We start from the raw sequence: 17,807 nt of genomic DNA, 5'->3' as shown, positions 1-17,807 counted from the left end.
TTATATAATCATTAGTAAATACTTAACTATACGGAATGAGGGATTTAAATTGACAATTCGTAATTTAGAGATATTTGTAGAAGTTTGTACTCAAATGAGTATGAGTAAAGCCGCGCAAAAATTATATATATCACCATCATCCATTAGTCAGGCAATATCAGAGCTAGAGAATGAATATGATACAAAGTTATTTGAGCGATTATCGAAAAAACTATATTTGACTTACCATGGAAAGGAATTACTTTTCCATGCAAAACAATTATTATATGATTTAGAGCAAATGAACTTAAAAATGAAAAATCTGTCTTATCAAGGACTTATACGTATTGGGGCTTCTACCACAATTGGTTATAAACTGATTTATCCAATATTAGAGAAATTCCAGAACCTTTATCCTTCTGTCAATGTTCAAGTTGAAATTGGAAATAGCTCCTACATAGAACAAAAGATATTATCATATGATTTGGATATAGCTATTATTCAAATGGATTCTCCTTGCTGTGAGTTAACATATATTGATTTTTTAGATGATAAACTAATGCTTGTTTGTCATCCTGAAAATCCTCTTGCTGGACAAACAGTTAGAATTAAGCAATTGTGTTCAGAACCAATAATAGCCCGTGAACATGGAAGTAGAACTCAAAAAATGATTCAAGATATTTTTGATGAATCACATATTACTCCTAATGTTACATGGGTTTGCAAAAGTATTGATTCTATAAAAGAAGCTGTAAAGCATAATAAAGGAATAGCGCTTTTATCTCAATACGTAATACAAGATGAGCTGAAAAACGGAAAAATCTCAAAAATAAATTTAAAAGAATCTAATTTCATAAGGAAGTTCTATGTTTCTTACCATAAAAATAAAAACTTAACAGAATATATAAATAGTTTTATAACGTTGTGCAGCACGATAAAAGAGGAGATTCCCAAAAGGGCACGATAGCACTCTGGCTATTATTAGCTATATATTGAATTGCTGCACTTGCATTCATTTTTTTATCCTCGTCATTTTTATTTATGTATAAAGAAAAGCATAAAAGGTAAGTATACCCGCGGTGGTGTACCTCTTTTTATGCTTTTTTAAACTCGCATAAAAGATAAATATTGAACGGATTTTGATAATGAGTAAACCTTTTTATGATACTGTGATAACGATTAATTGAAGATATAATTGAATTCAGAGAGTGAAATTTATTATGTATTTTCAATAAGGAGTTATAAGTTATGGAATATTATTTGGGTATAGATATTGGTGCCTCCAGTGGAAGACACATTTTATCTCATATAGAAAATGGAAAATTAAAAATTGAAGAAATATATAGGTTTGAAAACGGAATAAAAAAAATAAATGGTGAATATTGCTGGGACGTTGAGAGATTGTTCAGTGAAGTTAAAAATGGAATAAAAAAATGCAGAACTATTGGTAAAATTCCAAAGACTATAGGAATAGATACTTGGGGTGTTGATTTTGTGCTGTTGGATGAAAAGGATAACTTAATAGGAAATGCAGTATCATACAGGGATGACAGGACTGAAGGCTTTATGGAAAAAGCTTTTGAAAAAATACCAAAAGATATGCTCTATTTATATACTGGAATTCAATTTCAGAGATTTAATACATTGTATCAATTGCTTTCTATAAAGGAAAAACATAGTGATTATCTTAAGAGAGCAAAGACCTTTTTGATGATTCCTGATTATTTAAATTTTTTACTTACAGGCAAAAAAACGGCAGAGTATACTAATGCCTCTACAACTCAGCTTTTGAGTTCTTTTGATAAAACTTGGGATTACAGTATTTTGGATACCTTTGGAATAAATAAAAATATGTTTCCTGAAATAAGGCTTCCTAAAACAAAATTGGGAGGGCTAAGAAAAGAATTTGTTGAAGAGTTTGGCTTTGATTCAGAAGTTATATTGGCAGCATCACATGATACAGGATCAGCTTTTATAGCTTCAGTATGTAATGATGATGACAGTATATTTTTAAGCTCTGGAACATGGTCACTCATCGGTGTTGAAAACCATTTCCCTATATGTGTTCCCCAAGCTATGGATTATAATTTTACAAATGAAGGTGGAATCGATTATAGATATAGATTCTTGAAGAATATAATGGGTCTTTGGATTATTCAAGAAGTTAGGCGAAATATTGATAATAAATACAGTTTTGCAGAAATAGCAGAGATAGCTAGAAAATATAGAAATTTTAAATCAATAATCAATGTAGATGAGGATAGATTTCTGAAACCTAAAAATATGATCCAGGAAATAAAGAATTATTGTTCTGAGACAAATCAAGATATTCCAGAGGATATAGGTGAAATTGCATTTTGTGTTTTCAATAGTTTGGCTTACAGTTATAAAGCTTCAGTAGAATCTCTAGAGGAAATATTTGAAAAAAAATTTAAAAGAATAAATATTTTTGGTGGAGGTTGTAAAAATGATCTGTTAAATGAATTAGTTGCAGAGGTAACTGGAAAAGAAGTTTTTGCGGGACCATCAGAAGCAACTGCAATAGGAAATATTTCAGCACAGATATTAAGTCTTGGGACATGTAAAAATTTAAGTGAAGTAAGAGAATTAATAAAAAAATCTTTTGATATAAAAAAATTCAATAAACAATTGGAGGTAAATTAAATGAGTATTAAGGAAAAATATGAATTGGCAAAAAAGGAATATGAGAAATGGGGAATAGATGTTGACAAAGCTTTAGAAGATCTTAAAAAAGTAAAAATATCAATACACTGTTGGCAAGGCGATGATATTGCAGGATTTGAAGTAAACCAAAAAGAATTGTCAGGAGGAATTGCAGCTACTGGAAATTACCCAGGTAAAGCAAGAAATGCAGAAGAACTTAGAAAAGACCTTGATAAGGCTCTTAGTCTTATTCCTGGAAAACATAAAGTCAATCTTCATGCAATATATGCTGAAACTGATGGAAAGTTTGTAGATCGAGATGAGATAAAACCTGAGCATTTTGGAAACTGGGTTTCATGGGCCAAGAAAAATGGATTGGGACTTGATTTTAATCCTACAATATTTTCTCATGAAAAAGCAGACGATGGTCTTACACTTTCTCATCCAAACAAAGAAATTCGTGATTTTTGGATAAGACACTGTATTGCTTCAAGAAAAATTGGAGAATACCTTGGAAAAGAACTTGGACAACCTTGCTTAACAAATCTATGGATACCAGATGGATATAAAGATATTCCAAGTGACAGACTTGGTCCAAGACAGCGTCTTAAAGATTCTTTAGAACAAATATTCAAGGAAAAAATAGATAAAAAATACAATCTTGATTCTGTAGAATCAAAGGTTTTTGGAATAGGAGCTGAATCTTATACAGTTGGTTCAAGTGAATTTTATATGAACTTTGCAGCTAAAAATGATGTATTGTGCTTAATGGATACAGGGCATTATCATCCAACAGAAGTAGTTTCAGATAAAATTTCATCAATGCTTTTATTCTCTGATAAAATTGCTCTTCATGTAAGTAGACCAGTTCGTTGGGACAGTGACCACGTTATAGTTTTGAATGATGAGCTTAAAGAACTTGCAAAGGAAATAGTAAGAAATGATGCTCTTGATAAAGTAATAATAGGTCTTGATTTCTTTGATGCAAGCATAAACAGAGTAGCTGCATGGATTATGGGAACAAGAAATATGATAAAAGCACTTTTAAATGCAATGCTTCTTCCAAATAAAAAATTAAAGGAACTTCAAGATGAAGGAAATTATACTGACAGACTTGCCTTAATGGAAGAATTCAAGACATATCCAATAGGTGCTATATGGGATTACTATTGTGAGATAAATAACGTACCTGTTAAAGAATCATGGTTGGATGAAGTTAAAAAGTATGAAAAAGAGGAATTATCAAAGAGAAAGTAGGGATAAGAATGAAAGTTGAAAATGCAAAATTTGTAAAGGATTATATAAAGATAACTTATGATGCATGGCTTAAGGGATGGCATGAACGAAATGGAGGAAACTTGAGTTATAGGATAGGAGAAGATGAAATAAAAGATGTGAAGGATCAACTTAGCGAAAACTCTGAGTTTGTTCCAATAGGAGTATCTGTTCCTAATTTGGCTAATGAATACTTTCTTGTAACTGGAAGCGGAAAATATATGAGAAATGTAATACTTGATCCTGAAGCTAATATAGGTATAGCAAAGATAGATGATAAAGGTGAAAACTACAAGATAGTTTGGGGACTTTTAAATGGTGCAAAACCTACAAGTGAATTTCCTTCTCATCTTATGAGCCATTCAGTAAAGAAAGAAGCTACAGGCGGAAAAAACAAAGTCATATATCATTCTCATACTACTAATTTGATTGCACTTACTTTTGTTTTGCCACTTGATAGTAAGGTGTTTACAAGGGAACTTTGGGAAATGGCAACAGAATGTCCTGTAGTATTTCCTTCAGGAGTTGGAGTAGTGCCATGGATGGTTCCTGGTGGAGCAGCAATTGCAAGAGAAACTAGCAAGTTGATGGAAGAATTTGATGTAGTAATATGGGCTCATCATGGAACTTTTGTTGCAGGTGAAACTATGGATCTTGCTTTCGGCCTTATGGATACAGCGGAAAAATCAGCCGAAATCCTTGTAAAAGTATTGTCAATGGGTGGAAAAAGACAGACTATAACTGCAGAGAATTTTAGAGATCTTGCAAAAGAATTTCATGTCACTTTACCTGAGAAATTTTTATATGAATAACTAATTTAATAAGGAGAGATTGTAGATGATAAACCGTATAGTTCTTAATGAAACTTCTTATTTTGGAAAGGGCGCTATAAGTGTAATTACAGAAGAAGTTAAAAAAAGAGAATTCAAAAAAGCTTTTGTTGTTACAGATAAGGATTTACTCAAATTTAATGTAGCACAAAATGTAACCAAAAAACTTGAAGATTCAGGAATTCCCTATGAAATTTATGATAATGTTAAGCCAAATCCTACAATAGAGAATGTTCTTACTGGAGTTAAAAGTTATGCAGATTCAAAAGCTGATTTCATTATTGCAATTGGCGGAGGATCTTCAATGGACACTTCAAAGGCAATAGGCATCATAACAAATAACCCGGAATTTTCAGATGTGAAATCTCTTGAAGGAGTAGCAGAAACAAAAAATAAAGCTGTTCCTATAATAGCAGTCCCAACAACAGCAGGTACAGCTGCAGAAGTTACAATTAACTATGTCATTACTGATACAGAAGCTGTTAAGAAAATGGTATGTGTTGATCCTAAAGATATTCCTATAATGGCAGTTATTGATCCTGAGATGATGGCTTCAATGCCTAAGGGACTCACTGCTTCAACAGGTATGGATGCTCTTACTCATGCTATAGAAGGATATATTACAAAAGGTGCATGGGAACTTACTAATATGTTTGAGCTGAAAGCAATAGAACTTATATCAAAAAATCTTGAAACTGCAGTTTTTGAACCTAAAAATATTGAAGCAAGAGAAGCAATGGGAGTTGCTCAATACATTGCAGGTATGGGATTTTCAAATGTAGGACTTGGAATAGTTCATTCTATGGCACATTCACTAGGTGCATTTTATGATACGCCTCATGGAGTTGCCAACGCTCTTCTTTTGCCGTATGTAATGGAGTATAATGCACCGTCAAGTGGAGAGAAATATAGGGAAATAGCACGTCAGATGGGAGTTTTAGGCGTAGATGAATTAACTGTTGATGAGTATAGAAAAGCAGCTGTGGATGTAGTGAGAAACTTATCTAAAAAAATAGGAATTCCACAGACCTTATCTGAAATTGGAGCAAAGGAAGAAGATCTTCCAAAACTTTCAGAAATTGCTTTCAAGGATGTATGTACCCCTGGAAATCCAAGGGATACTTCTGAAACTGAAATTCTTAATATATACAAAAAAGCTTTTAAATAAATAGTTTTATATTCTGCATCATGTAGTGTGATGCAGAATACTATTCAACAATTATGAAATTAAAAAATTGGAGGGATAAAATTGGTTAGAAAAGGAATTGTAATGAAAGTATATGAAGGTTTTCATGAAGAATATCAGAGAAGGCATAGTCAAATTTGGCCTGAAATGGTTAACATGATACATGAATATGGTGCAAAGAACTATTCCATTTTTCTTGATAAAAAAACTAACACTTTATTTGGTTATCTTGAAATAGAAGACGAGGAAAAATGGAATAAAAGTTCAGAAACAGAAATATGCCAAAAATGGTGGGCTTATATGAAGGACATAATGAAAACGAATGCAGATAACAGTCCTGTATCAGTTGATTTAAAAGAAGTATTTCATATGGATTAATAATTGGGGGGGATTTAAGTGGCTAATGAAAAATCTAAATTTAAGGAAACAATAACTGTTTCTATGTCAAATTTTTTAGATGCAGGTGCAATTGTAGCAGGTGCAAGTGGATTAACGTTATGGATGAATTATTTACATTTAAATGATATGGCACTTGGGCTTTTAGGAGCAGTTAGTGCAAATGGATTTGGCGCAGCACTTGGAGCATTAATAGGTGGTCCTTTATCAGATAAATATGGACGAAAATTTATATATAGATATGATTTAATTGTATATATGATTGGAGTTTTACTTATAACGTTATCAATGAATTTTCCTATGCTTTTGATTGGATATATTATTACAGGTATAGCAGTAGGTGCAGTAGTTCCTGCCTCATGGAGTTATTTAGGAGAACAGGCTCCATCAGGAAAACGTTGTGCAAACATTGGATGGGGGCAATTTTCATGGGGATTTGCACCTATGACTATATTTATTTTATCCATCTTTTTAAACAAACATGGACTTTTAGGAAACAGAATTATGTTTGGAATATTATTTGTAATTGCACTTATTACATGGATTCTACAACAGCAGATTGAGGAATCAAAAATTTGGACAGAACAAAAAGAAAAGGAGAAGTCCACAGATTTCGTAAAAGCTCCTACTAGTGAAATATTTACAATAAAAGCAAACAGACAAGCATTTATTCTTGCTGCAGGTACTTATACTTTATGGAATTTAGTTGCTGGACTACAGGGATATTTTCTACCATTCATTTTCAGCAAAATAGGCAATTTAAATAATTTGCAATCAAATGCATTAAATATACTTATATGGTTCTTAACAATTTTATTTACTTATTTGGTATTCATAAGAAAAGGCGATGAATGGAATCGTAAAGTGGTATTTTCAGTTGCATGTGTTATGGAAGTTTTAGCGTGGGCTGTTCTTGTATTTGCACCTATGGGTTGGGTTTCACTAATAATTTTTGATATTTTATGGGGAATTTCAGCAGGATTTAGTGCACAATGTTTCTTTGCATTATGGAGCGTTGAACTGTTTAAAACTCAATATAGAGGAAAAGCTCAAGGTATTATATTTTTCTTAGTACGTGCTGGAGTTGGTATAGTTTCATTAGTTTTTCCAACTATGTTGACTGCATTTGGATTTCAAAAAACTGGATTGTTTTTGATTTCCGTTTTAGCTATCCAATTAATTATTGGACTAGTTTATACTCCTGAAACTAGAGGAATGAGCGTTGAAGAAATAGAAAGACAAAGATATGCAAGCGGTTATTAATAATTTATATTTTAAGTAACTAAGTATAAAACTCTAGTACTTTATGTTAATGTTATTAAGAGAATAAGATTAATATAAAGTACTAGAGTTTAATTAAAGGTTAACTTTGATTATAGTTTTATATACAACAATATAGAACTATAATCAAAATTATACAATTATTCAATTGCTTTTTTAAAATTTTTTATTATTTAGAGTTTTAAAATTCAAAAAAATTCAAGAGACACTATGACACAAATTTAAATTTTAGTGATAGAAAAAAATAGTTTTAATAAAGTTAAGCAAATGAGTGTCTTAGAAGTAAGATAAAGGCTAATAATTTATATTAGTGGGGTGATATTTTGAATATTAAGGATCTTGATAAAAGTCTTAGAGAATTGAGTCCAAGCGAAATAAAACTTAAAAAATTATTAAAAAATAAGAAAGATAAGGCAAAAATTGAAGAGTGTTTTTCAAATGAAGCATTAAAAGACTATTGGGTTATTAATAACTCTAAACTTATGAAAAATTCAGAAGATATATCGATACATAAACATGATAGGTTTATTGAATTTAAGAAACACAGCCATGATTATCTTGAAATGATGTTTGTTTATTCAGGAAGTATAAAGCAAACTATTGAAGATACTGATGTGGAAATAAAAAAAGGCGAAATACTTCTTATGGATATGAATGTGGAACATAGCATAAAAGAAGCACAAGAAAATGACATAGCAATAAATGTTTTAATAAAAGAAGAATTTTTCAATTGGATATTTATGAATCAAATTGCAGATAATGATTTAATATCAAACTTTATTGTAAAAGCGTTGTATAATAAAAACAAATTCAGACAATTTCTATGTTTTAAAACTTCTAAAAATAAAAGAGTATGGGATTTTATGATAAATATATTAATTGAGTATTATGAAAATAAAAATGGCATGGAAACAGCTATAAGATCTTATATAGTACTAATTTTTAATGAACTTTTAAGATGTTATAATGAATATTTACCATCAAGTGTTATTAATAAAGTAGAGTCTAATATATATGTAGAAATAGTTAAGTATATAGACAAAAATTATAATGATTTAAATCTTAAAGATTTGGCTAATTATTTTAGTTATAGTACAGATTACATGGGAAAATTAATTAAAAAAGTTACTGGCAGTACGTTAACAGAATTACAGAAAAAGATAAAATTGGATAAGGTAAAATATTTATTGAAAAATTCTGATTTTCCAATAGAAGAAATAATCAGAAAAGCAGGATACTCCAACTTAAGCTATTTTTATAAACAATTTAAAGAAGATGTGGGTATGACCCCTGATAAATATAGAAAAAATTCTATAACCCTTAATATATAAAAAAGATTTAAAAAATAATGTAAAAAACTTTATACTAACTAATTTATGATATAGCACAATATAATATAAAGTAAGCCCCTTGTTTTACAGAGAAAATCTTGTTGAACAAGTGGCTTTTTTTATAAATTTTCTTTTTAAACTGATAGCTTGTCTTTATACATGTGGAGGCGGTAGTTAGGATGTCAAGAATAGATAAGTAAACTGTAGAAAAATACTGATAAATAAAAGGTTTTTATGCAACAAAAAATCCATATGATTTTCTTAAAATTATTCAATTGCATATAATGGCTAGTATAGAAAAATTGATAAATCAGGATTTACTAGCTTATAAGATAACTTATGAATCTTAAAAATTCAATAATATTTGACAATAAAAAGAACATAAATTTTTTTATTGGTATAATTTACAAAAAAATGAGAGAAAATTCTGGAAAATGACATATTTGCGTTGACAAAGACAAATATTAACATTATAATTTTAAATAATAATATAAGTGTCTACTTACTTTATTTAAAATATATTGAGTATTCTTAAGCATTTCTTTAGGTTCCTGCATTTTATAACTTTAATTGTCTGAATTTATTGAAAATAAGAAATAGAACAAAAAATGATAAAATATAAAAACTTAGTGAAATAAGGGAGCTGGTATTATGAATAAAAAGGCTATTGGAATAAAGGGAAGAATTTTACTATCTTCAATGGTAGTTCTTTTGATAACCTTAGTAAGTATTAGTAGTATTCTAATCTATCAAATTAATAAAAAGGCTCATGAAGATTATTTTACTAACTCTAACGAGCAAATGAAGATCGTTTCTCAAGCAATTAACATTTTTTATGATCAAATTGACAAAAATATTGATATGCTAACAACAAACCCATCAATAATGATGGCTGATAACAGTATTACAACCTATAAAAATACAACTCAAGATACTCCAATGAAACCTTCAGCTAAAGCAGGAATTGAACAGGAAATTTATAAAGTGTTCGAGCAATATGCAAACAGCCATAAAGGTACAAGCTATGTATATTTAGGAACACAAGATGGAGGATATATACAATGGCCAGAAGAGAGTTTACCAGCAGGGTTTGATCCTTCCAAAAGACCTTGGTTTAATGATGCAATGAGTAAAAAGGGAAGTGTTATTAGAACAGCTCCATACAGTTATAAGTCCCAACTGCTTACAAGTAATGCTCGTACATTTACTGATAAAAATGGGGAAATTATAGGTGCCATAGGAATAGACGTACAGCAAACTAATATTAGCGATATGTTAAATAAGATGAAGATTGGTAAAACAGGATATTCAATGATTGTACATAGTAATGGTCTTATAATGGCAGATGGAAAAAATTCTAAAAACAATTTTAAAAAGGTTGGAGAAGTTGGTATTAACGGATTAGATAAGCTTCTAGCTAAAGATCTAAAATCATTTGATGTTGTTGTTGATGGTGAAAAGTATATTGTTAATCCTTATAAAGTAGAAGGAACTGATTGGATACTAGCATCATTTATGACAGAAAAAGAGTTAAGATCTGGTGCAAAAGAAATAGTAAATATAGTGATATTTTCTGCAGTGGCCATGTTAATATTGGCAACTATTTTATTTAATTTTCTTTCCAGTAGTATAACAAAACCTATCTTAGCAGTGACAAAAAGAGTAAAAGATTTTGCTAATTTGGATTTTTCAGTAGATGAAAAGGCAGACACACTAAAATACTTAAACAGGAAAGATGAAGCAGGAGATATGATAAGAGCCTTTGTAAGTATGAGAGAGAATGTATCAGAATTCATAATGAAAACTGCACATTCAACAGAAAAGGTTGCAGCTTCATCAGAAGAATTAACTGCTACTTCGGAGCAAGTAGCTACTGCATCAAATGAAGTAAGTAAGGCTATTGAGGAAATTGCAAAAGGAGCTACTGATCAAGCTAAAGATACCCAAATGGCAGCCCATAATGTAGAAGATTTAGGTAATTTATTAGAACAAGATTTAAATTATATCGAAGAATTGAATGTTGCGGCAGTTGAAATTGAAAGGCAAAAATCAGAAGGATTTTTAATTTTGAAAGAACTTGTTGAAAAAACTAAGAAAAATAATGATTCTGCAAACAATGTTTATCATATTATTATGAGTAACAATGAAAATGCAGAGAAAATTGAAAATGCTAGTACTATGATTCAAAGTATTGCAGACCAGACAAATCTTTTAGCTTTAAATGCTGCAATAGAAGCTGCAAGAGCAGGAGAAGCAGGTAAAGGCTTTGCAGTTGTTGCTGATGAAATAAGAAAGCTTGCAGAACAATCAAATAGCTTTACAAATGACATTAAAACAGTAATAACTGAGTTAAAGATAAAATCACAAAATGCAGTTGATTTAATGCAGCAAACTAAGCAGATAATTGAGGAACAAGCTTCTAGTGTTGGAGAAACTGAAGGGAAATTTGAAGGGATAGCAGAAGCAATAGATTCTATAAAATCTGTAGTTAATAAACTTAATAATTCTGCCAATTTAATGACAGAAAATAAAAACAAAATCATTGAATTAACTCAAAATTTATCTGCAATTTCTGAAGAGAATGCTGCTGGAACAGAACAAGCATCATCATCTATGCAAGAACAAGTCACTACAATTGAACAAATTGCCAAAGCAGGAGAGAGCTTAGCTACAATTTCAGAAGAATTAAGAGTGTTAGTAGAAAAATTTAAGGCCTAGTTAAAAAATTTTTATACGAATTATATTTAAATCAAGTTTTTGTACTTTTTACATTAATTAATTGCAGAATCTTAAGAAAATTGAATATTTAAAAATTTGCTAATGCTATTTGTGAATTGACTTTTAAATTGTTTTTTTAATTCCATACAGAAAGGGGACAAGAGTAGAAAACTCAAGTCCCCTTTTGTGAATCTAGTTATATTTTCACTAATGATAGTATACCTTGGAAATGCTTTGCGATTATTTCCAAGGTTATTATAGGATTAATGCATATAAATATTACAACATTTTCAGTTGAATTGAGAGTTGTTGCCATAAATATGCCACTCATTTATTAATATTTTATTTATGTGGTATATGCAATACTCTTGCTAAAAGTTATTTTTGTTTAGAAGTTCAGCGATACTTTTATATGATAGTAATAAGGAGGGGTATTATGTCAAAGAAAAAAATTTGGGAAAGCATTGACAGAAATAGTCAAATGCTAACGAAAATGGCCCGAGATATCTGGGAAAATCCCGAAGTCTCACTTGAGGAAGTATATGCTTCAAATCTACAGGCAAAAGTCCTGGAAGATGTGGGATTAAAGGTAACGCTCGTCCTTAATGGTTTACCAACAGCGTTCATAGCTGAATATGAAAACGGAAAACCAGTCATTGGCATCCATCATCAAACAACACCCCTTGGCGTGTGCCATGTCTAGCATCTACTTCTATAGTGTTCAGCTTCAAGGGACTCATGCACCGCAGGCGCATTTAGGTCGCAGCGCTGTTGATGCAGTTGAATTGATGAATGTTGGTGCAAATTATCTGCGTGAGCATCTTCCGCGCGAGGTTATGTTACATTACTCAGTACTTGGCAATGGTAGTGATCCAAACACCGTACCTGACAGATGTCAACTAAAGAAGTTCGATTGCTATCGGACTTCTACATTTAAGTATTTACCAAATTTTACTTGACACAATCTGTACATTATAATATTATAATTATAAACTTATAATTAAGAGGTGTATTAATGAAAGATCATTTAAAAAATACGGCTGAAGTCCTTAAATCCCTTGGTGAGGAGAAAAGACTAAAAATAATAAAAATGCTTGCTTCCAATGCTAATGAAGTCTTTTGTGTTTCAGATGTAGCCCAACAACTTGGTATCTCTCAACCTGCCGCGTCTCAACATATAAAGATTTTAAAGAATATTGGAATTCTCGAGGAGAATCGCAAAGGTTTTAGAGTCTTTTATACAATTAATTTGGGTGTGTTAATTGAATACAAAAAGGATATAGATGACCTGTTTAAGAAAGCCTTTGAGAAATGCCAATATGATTTTTCTTGTGATAAATGTCCATATAATAACAAGTGTAAATAACTACAATATGCCATCCTGACTATAAGTGTATGCTTATTGACTTATTGAAAAACGCAGTAAAAATCAAGAGGAGAGGAAGTGAAGATGTTTATGAAAAAAGACAATCCATTATTAGAAGTTGATGAAGTAAAGATAACGATACTCATGGATAATACCATTGACGCATTTATGACAGGTAATGAAATTGTGCATAGATTTAATATGTCTAAAGCACCACTTATTGCAAAAGATGGTTTTTCAACACTTATAGCAGAGCATGGGTTTTCAGCGATAATCCAGGTTAAATGTGGGAAAAAACAAGCGACTGTATTATTGGATGCAGGTATGAGTTCCAATGGCATCTTACATAACACAGACACATTGGGGATTGATGTAAATGATATACAAGCAATTATACTCAGTCATGGTCACGTTGACCATACCATGGGCTTACCTAGTCTGATTGAAAAATTAGACTCACCTCAAGTACCTATTATATTTCATCCTGACGCTTTTTTAGATAGAAAACTAATAATGCCAGGCGGGTATGAAGTGAATGTTTCCGCTCCAAAATTAACCGCTTCGCAACAGAAAAAAATTGCCTTGGTTAGCAAAACCGACCCAACCTTTCTAGTTGATAACATGGTTCTCGTTTCTGGTGAAATTACTCGAACTACGGACTTTGAAACTGGGTTCCCTGTACACTATACTAAACGTGACGGCCGATGGGAAAACGATCCATTAGTAAAGGATGATCAGTGCGTCATTGTAAATGTCCGTGGAAAGGGGCTGGTTGTGATTACTGGGTGTTGTCATTCTGGGCTTATTAATACTATTAACTATGCTCAAACATTGACTAATTGTCAACAAGTTTATGCCGTATTAGGAGGTTTTCACTTAACAGGTGGGATTTTTGAAAAAATTATTCCTATAACAATCGATGAATTGAAAAAAATCGGGCCAACCTACTTGATGCCTGGCCACTGCACTGGATGGTCTGCTATCCACCAAATTGCCCAAGCAATGCCTAAAGCATTTATACCAAACAATGTTGGTACTACATTAGCATTTCAAGCTGGCCATTGACTTACGACATGCTGTTTGGTTCAGAATTTAGGTTATAACAAAAATCTTCCTAATAGAGACAGATTACACCTCACCGAGGAGTTTTTTGCAGCTGAAGATTTTATAGCCAGTGCTAACCATCGTTAGCTTTAGCGTATCTCTCACAGATATAATATCATTAAATAAATTTTGGAAAATATGACATTGAAATTATCAAATATAAAAAATGGAGGAATAGTTTATGGCTAGAATAGCAATTATAAGTTGCAACAATATAAAGAATGAACTTAGTTGTGCAGCGGCAGGCTGTTTTAAATCATTCAATGAGCGTAAGGGAATGTTTGAGCGTTATAAGGATAATCAAGAATCACAAATTGTAGGTTTCAGCACTTGCGCTGGTTGCCCAACACTCTATGCTTTTGAAAAGATTTTAATTAAAGTAAAACCCCTGGTTGAAATCAGTAAAGCAGATACCATTCATTTTTCAAGTTGCATGGTTAAACTCTGTCCATTCGTCCAAAAGTATAAAAGTGTAATTAATGAAACATATCCCAATGTAGAAGTGGTTATGGGTACAGATGAATCTACGCCGCTGGAGACGATGAAGATAATGTTAAAAAGTATACTTACTGATAACAGCCATGGTATTACTGAAGAATTTAAAAGAAATATGCCATCAGGTTAATACAAGGGGCTAGTGCATTAAGGATAAATACTTACAATATAAGGGAAAAAATAAAAAACGCTGCCACGTTAGCATGCTTTTTATGCTAATGAGACAGCTCTTTGTTATCTTAAGCTTCATTTGTAATTTTTTTTATGCAGTCCTCAAGCCAATCTATATAATTTCTTTCTCTCATAATGGCACCATTTAAAACAATATAGTCACCAAAATCAGAAGAAGATACTTCAGATACATCTTTTTTCTTTAAAAGCTCTTCCATAGAATTTTCTAGATAATTCAGTCTTTCATTATGTTTATTTAATTCACTTTTAAATTGCTTTAATAAAGTATCAATATCCATTTCATCACAAAAATAAGCTTTAAGTCTGAAAATATCTTTAGGTGTTGGTTCTAAAGGTTCATCTTCAGCAAGCCATTTTTGTAAATCCTTTTTTCCACTTTCAGTTATTGTGTATAATTTTTTTTCTAGCTTTTCTCCCTGTATTACTGTCTCATAAGAAATAAGTCCTTCATCTGTGAGCTTTTTCAGTTCGGGATATATTTGACTGTGTTTAGCATACCAAAATTCTACTAAACCCTCGTTAAATTCTTTTGTTATATCATAGCCAGTTAATGGTTTTCTATTAATAAGCCCTAGAATTGCATATTTTAAAGTCCTCATATTATGTAACACCTCATTCTTTCTATACAGTTATTTTATCATTACTTTATAGAAAGTAAAATACAATATGAAAAAACAAACATGTAATCATTGATATGATAGATTGTTAAATATATAATTATCTATATATTAATTAAACGTTTAATTACCCATATTATGTGAAATTAGGAGTGGTTTTATGAATAAGTATAAAAAACTATTTGAACCAATCAAAATTGGAAAGTGCGAAATAAAAAATCGTTTTGCATTAGCGCCAATGGGACCATTAGGATTAGCTGACAGCGAGGGTGGATTTAATCAAAGAGGAATTGATTACTATACTGAAAGAGCAAAAGGCGGTACAGGTTTAATTATTACAGGAGTTACTTTTGTAGATAATGAAGTTGAAGAACACGGTATGCCAAATTGCCCATGTCCTACACATAATCCTGTTCAATTTGTTAGAACTGCAAGAGAAATGACTGAGAGAATACATGCATATAATGCTAAAGTATTTTTACAAATGTCAGGTGGATTTGGTAGAGTTACTATACCAACTAACCTTGGAGAATTTCCGCCAGTGGCACCATCCCCAATTCAACATAGATGGCTTGACAAAACTTGTCGTGAACTTACAGTAGATGAAATCAAATCTATAGTTAAAAAATTTGGAGATGGAGCTTATAATGCAAAAAGAGCTGGTTTTGACGGAGTGCAAATTCATGCTGTTCATGAAGGATATCTTATAGACCAATTTGCTATTTCATTGTTCAACCATAGAACAGATGAATATGGTGGAAGTTTAGAAAATAGACTTCGTTTTGCACATGAAATAGTTGAAGAAATTAAAAATAGATGTGGAGAAGATTTCCCAGTAGCTCTTAGATATTCACCAAAGAGTTTTATTAAAGATTTAAGAGATGGAGCACTTCCAGGTGAAGAGTTTGTTGAAAAGGGAAGAGATTTAGAAGAAGGAATTGAAGCTGCTAAATTACTTGTATCTTACGGATATGATTCATTGGATACAGACGTTGGGTCATATGATTCATGGTGGTGGAGTCACCCACCAATGTATCAAGAAAAAGGACTATACAGACCTTACGCTAAATTAATGAAAGAAACTGTAGAGGTTCCTATTATATGTGCAGGAAGAATGGATGATCCAGATATGGCACTTGAAGCTATTGAAAATGGAACATGTGACATGATAAGTCTTGGAAGACCATTACTTGCAGATCCTGATTATATAAATAAGCTAAGAAGTAATAATTGTAAATCAATTAGACCTTGTATATCATGTCAAGAAGGATGTATGGGAAGAATTCAACATTATTCAATGCTTAACTGTGCTGTAAATCCTCAGGCATGTAAAGAAAAAGATAATGCACTTCTACCTATATTAAAGAAGAAAAAAGTTTTAATAATTGGTGGTGGAGTAGCAGGCTGTGAAGCAGCAAGAGTTTTAGCACTTAGAGGACATGAACCAGTAGTTTATGAAAAGAGTGATAGATTAGGAGGCAACCTTATTCCAAGTGGAGCTCCAGAATTCAAAGAAGATGATATTGCTTTAGCTAACTGGTATGCACATATATTAAAAGAATTAAATGTAGAAGTAAATTTAAATAGTGAAGTTACTAAAGAACAAGTTTTAAATTCTAGTGCAGATAGTATAATAATTGCTACAGGTTCTACACCAAAGGTATTTTCACTTGGAGATGATGATAAAGTATTTACAGCAGCAGATGTGTTAGTAGGAAAGAAAGACTGCGGAAATACTACTGTTGTAGTAGGTGGTGGTTTAGTTGGATGTGAGACTGCACTTGATCTTGCTAAGAAGGGTAAAAAGGTAGTTATAGTAGAAGCATTAAATAAAATACTTGCACTAAATGGACCTTTATGTTCTGCAAATAGTGAAATGCTTGAAAGACTTATTCCATTCAATGGTATTGAGGTAAGAGCAAGTTCAAAAGTTAAATCATATAAAGATGGAATTTTAGAAGTTGAAACAGAAAAGGGAATAGATAAGATACAATGTGATTCAGTAATACTTTCTGTTGGATATAAAGAAGAAAATTCTTTATACAGGGAATTAGAATTTGAAGTTCCAGAAATTCATCTTTTAGGTGATGCTCGTAAGGTTGCAAATATTATGTATGCTATTTGGGATGCTTATGAAGTTGCGAACCATATATAGAAAAACACAGAAAAAAGTAGTTAGTATATATTAAAATCAAGTTCAATTAAATAATAAAGTCCCAATCTTAATAATAGATGGGGACTATTTGTTTTAAGTAAAATACTTGTTAATTAGTGTGTTTTTATAACCGATACAATAGATAAACTTGATATATTGTATAAGATTTCATAATTCTGTAGTTATACAATTATAGTAAAAGTTTTAAAATAAAATGC

General features: G+C 31.3%; 15 protein-coding genes. 14 read left to right on the top strand and 1 reads right to left on the bottom strand.

All coding sequences use genetic code 11. The features are described from left to right. Positions 1-49: 49 nt before the first annotated feature. From Q6H37_RS27735 to Q6H37_RS27675, 13 genes are all read left to right on the top strand, one after another. Positions 50-946 (top strand): LysR family transcriptional regulator, encoded by an 897-nt coding sequence (locus Q6H37_RS27735; protein ID WP_318738171.1) that lies wholly within the window; start codon positions 50-52, stop codon positions 944-946. Positions 947-1,227: 281 nt separating this feature from the next. Next, positions 1,228-2,643, top strand: coding sequence for a rhamnulokinase (gene rhaB, locus Q6H37_RS27730; RefSeq protein ID WP_318738169.1), 1,416 nt, complete (start codon positions 1,228-1,230; stop codon positions 2,641-2,643). Beyond that, positions 2,644-3,900, top strand: coding sequence for an L-rhamnose isomerase (gene rhaA, locus Q6H37_RS27725; RefSeq protein ID WP_318738167.1), 1,257 nt, complete (start codon positions 2,644-2,646; stop codon positions 3,898-3,900). It begins immediately after the preceding gene. Between the two features lie 8 nt (positions 3,901-3,908). After that, positions 3,909-4,730, top strand: a complete 822-nt coding sequence (gene rhaD, locus Q6H37_RS27720; RefSeq protein ID WP_318738165.1) for a rhamnulose-1-phosphate aldolase — start codon at positions 3,909-3,911, stop codon at positions 4,728-4,730. 25 nt (positions 4,731-4,755) lie between these two features. After that, entirely contained in the window at positions 4,756-5,916 is a 1,161-nt protein-coding gene (gene fucO / locus Q6H37_RS27715) for a lactaldehyde reductase (RefSeq protein ID WP_318738164.1), read from the top strand. An 81-nt stretch (positions 5,917-5,997) separates the two neighbouring features. Further along, positions 5,998-6,312: an L-rhamnose mutarotase gene (rhaM, locus tag Q6H37_RS27710; RefSeq protein WP_318738162.1), complete on the top strand. Its 315-nt coding sequence runs from the start codon at positions 5,998-6,000 to the stop codon at positions 6,310-6,312. Positions 6,313-6,330: 18 nt separating this feature from the next. Then, a complete protein-coding gene (locus Q6H37_RS27705; protein ID WP_318738160.1) occupies positions 6,331-7,593 on the top strand; it encodes an MFS transporter in 1,263 nt (420 codons plus the stop codon). A 341-nt stretch (positions 7,594-7,934) separates the two neighbouring features. After that, positions 7,935-8,942 (top strand): AraC family transcriptional regulator, encoded by a 1,008-nt coding sequence (locus Q6H37_RS27700; protein ID WP_318738158.1) that lies wholly within the window; start codon positions 7,935-7,937, stop codon positions 8,940-8,942. A 651-nt stretch (positions 8,943-9,593) separates the two neighbouring features. After that, positions 9,594-11,660 (top strand): methyl-accepting chemotaxis protein, encoded by a 2,067-nt coding sequence (locus Q6H37_RS27695; protein WP_318738156.1) that lies wholly within the window; start codon positions 9,594-9,596, stop codon positions 11,658-11,660. Between the two features lie 436 nt (positions 11,661-12,096). Beyond that, complete coding sequence (locus Q6H37_RS27690) at positions 12,097-12,363, top strand: hypothetical protein (RefSeq protein ID WP_318738154.1); 267 nt, start codon at positions 12,097-12,099, stop codon at positions 12,361-12,363. Between the two features lie 312 nt (positions 12,364-12,675). After that, a complete protein-coding gene (locus tag Q6H37_RS27685; RefSeq protein WP_318738153.1) occupies positions 12,676-13,026 on the top strand; it encodes a metalloregulator ArsR/SmtB family transcription factor in 351 nt (116 codons plus the stop codon). Positions 13,027-13,116: 90 nt separating this feature from the next. Further along, complete coding sequence (locus tag Q6H37_RS27680) at positions 13,117-14,091, top strand: MBL fold metallo-hydrolase (RefSeq protein WP_318738150.1); 975 nt, start codon at positions 13,117-13,119, stop codon at positions 14,089-14,091. Between the two features lie 220 nt (positions 14,092-14,311). After that, positions 14,312-14,755, top strand: coding sequence for a CGGC domain-containing protein (locus Q6H37_RS27675; protein WP_318738148.1), 444 nt, complete (start codon positions 14,312-14,314; stop codon positions 14,753-14,755). A 109-nt stretch (positions 14,756-14,864) separates the two neighbouring features. Here the strand turns inward: Q6H37_RS27675 and Q6H37_RS27670 are convergent, their stop codons facing one another. Further along, complete coding sequence (locus Q6H37_RS27670) at positions 14,865-15,416, bottom strand: PadR family transcriptional regulator (RefSeq protein ID WP_318738146.1); 552 nt, start codon at positions 15,414-15,416, stop codon at positions 14,865-14,867. A gap of 178 nt (positions 15,417-15,594) precedes the next feature. Between Q6H37_RS27670 and Q6H37_RS27665 the strand changes: the two genes are divergently transcribed. Then, on the top strand, positions 15,595-17,589 hold the full coding sequence (locus tag Q6H37_RS27665; RefSeq protein WP_318738145.1) for an FAD-dependent oxidoreductase: 1,995 nt from the start codon (positions 15,595-15,597) through the stop codon (positions 17,587-17,589). Positions 17,590-17,807: the final 218 nt, after the last annotated feature.

It is taken from the genome of Clostridium sp. JS66 (genome assembly GCF_033561535.1).
In the GTDB taxonomy this organism is placed as follows: Bacteria; Bacillota; Clostridia; order Clostridiales; family Clostridiaceae; genus Clostridium_AM; species Clostridium_AM carboxidivorans.
Note: the sequence above shows the minus strand (reverse complement) of the source record. Positions and strands in the feature narration are given on the sequence as shown.

What these genes read in the sequence shown, in the direction of transcription:
- fucO (WP_318738164.1), top strand. Translation starts at nt 4,756, where the DNA reads ATGATAAACCGTATAGTTCTTAATGAAACTTCTTATTTTGGAAAGGGC.
- Q6H37_RS27670 (WP_318738146.1), bottom strand. Translation starts at nt 15,416, where the DNA reads ATGAGGACTTTAAAATATGCAATTCTAGGGCTTATTAATAGAAAACCA.
- rhaA (WP_318738167.1), top strand. Translation starts at nt 2,644, where the DNA reads ATGAGTATTAAGGAAAAATATGAATTGGCAAAAAAGGAATATGAGAAA.
- rhaD (WP_318738165.1), top strand. Translation starts at nt 3,909, where the DNA reads ATGAAAGTTGAAAATGCAAAATTTGTAAAGGATTATATAAAGATAACT.
- Q6H37_RS27690 (WP_318738154.1), top strand. Translation starts at nt 12,097, where the DNA reads ATGTCAAAGAAAAAAATTTGGGAAAGCATTGACAGAAATAGTCAAATG.
- Q6H37_RS27685 (WP_318738153.1), top strand. Translation starts at nt 12,676, where the DNA reads ATGAAAGATCATTTAAAAAATACGGCTGAAGTCCTTAAATCCCTTGGT.
- Q6H37_RS27675 (WP_318738148.1), top strand. Translation starts at nt 14,312, where the DNA reads ATGGCTAGAATAGCAATTATAAGTTGCAACAATATAAAGAATGAACTT.
- Q6H37_RS27680 (WP_318738150.1), top strand. Translation starts at nt 13,117, where the DNA reads ATGAAAAAAGACAATCCATTATTAGAAGTTGATGAAGTAAAGATAACG.
- Q6H37_RS27665 (WP_318738145.1), top strand. Translation starts at nt 15,595, where the DNA reads ATGAATAAGTATAAAAAACTATTTGAACCAATCAAAATTGGAAAGTGC.
- Q6H37_RS27695 (WP_318738156.1), top strand. Translation starts at nt 9,594, where the DNA reads ATGAATAAAAAGGCTATTGGAATAAAGGGAAGAATTTTACTATCTTCA.
- rhaB (WP_318738169.1), top strand. Translation starts at nt 1,228, where the DNA reads ATGGAATATTATTTGGGTATAGATATTGGTGCCTCCAGTGGAAGACAC.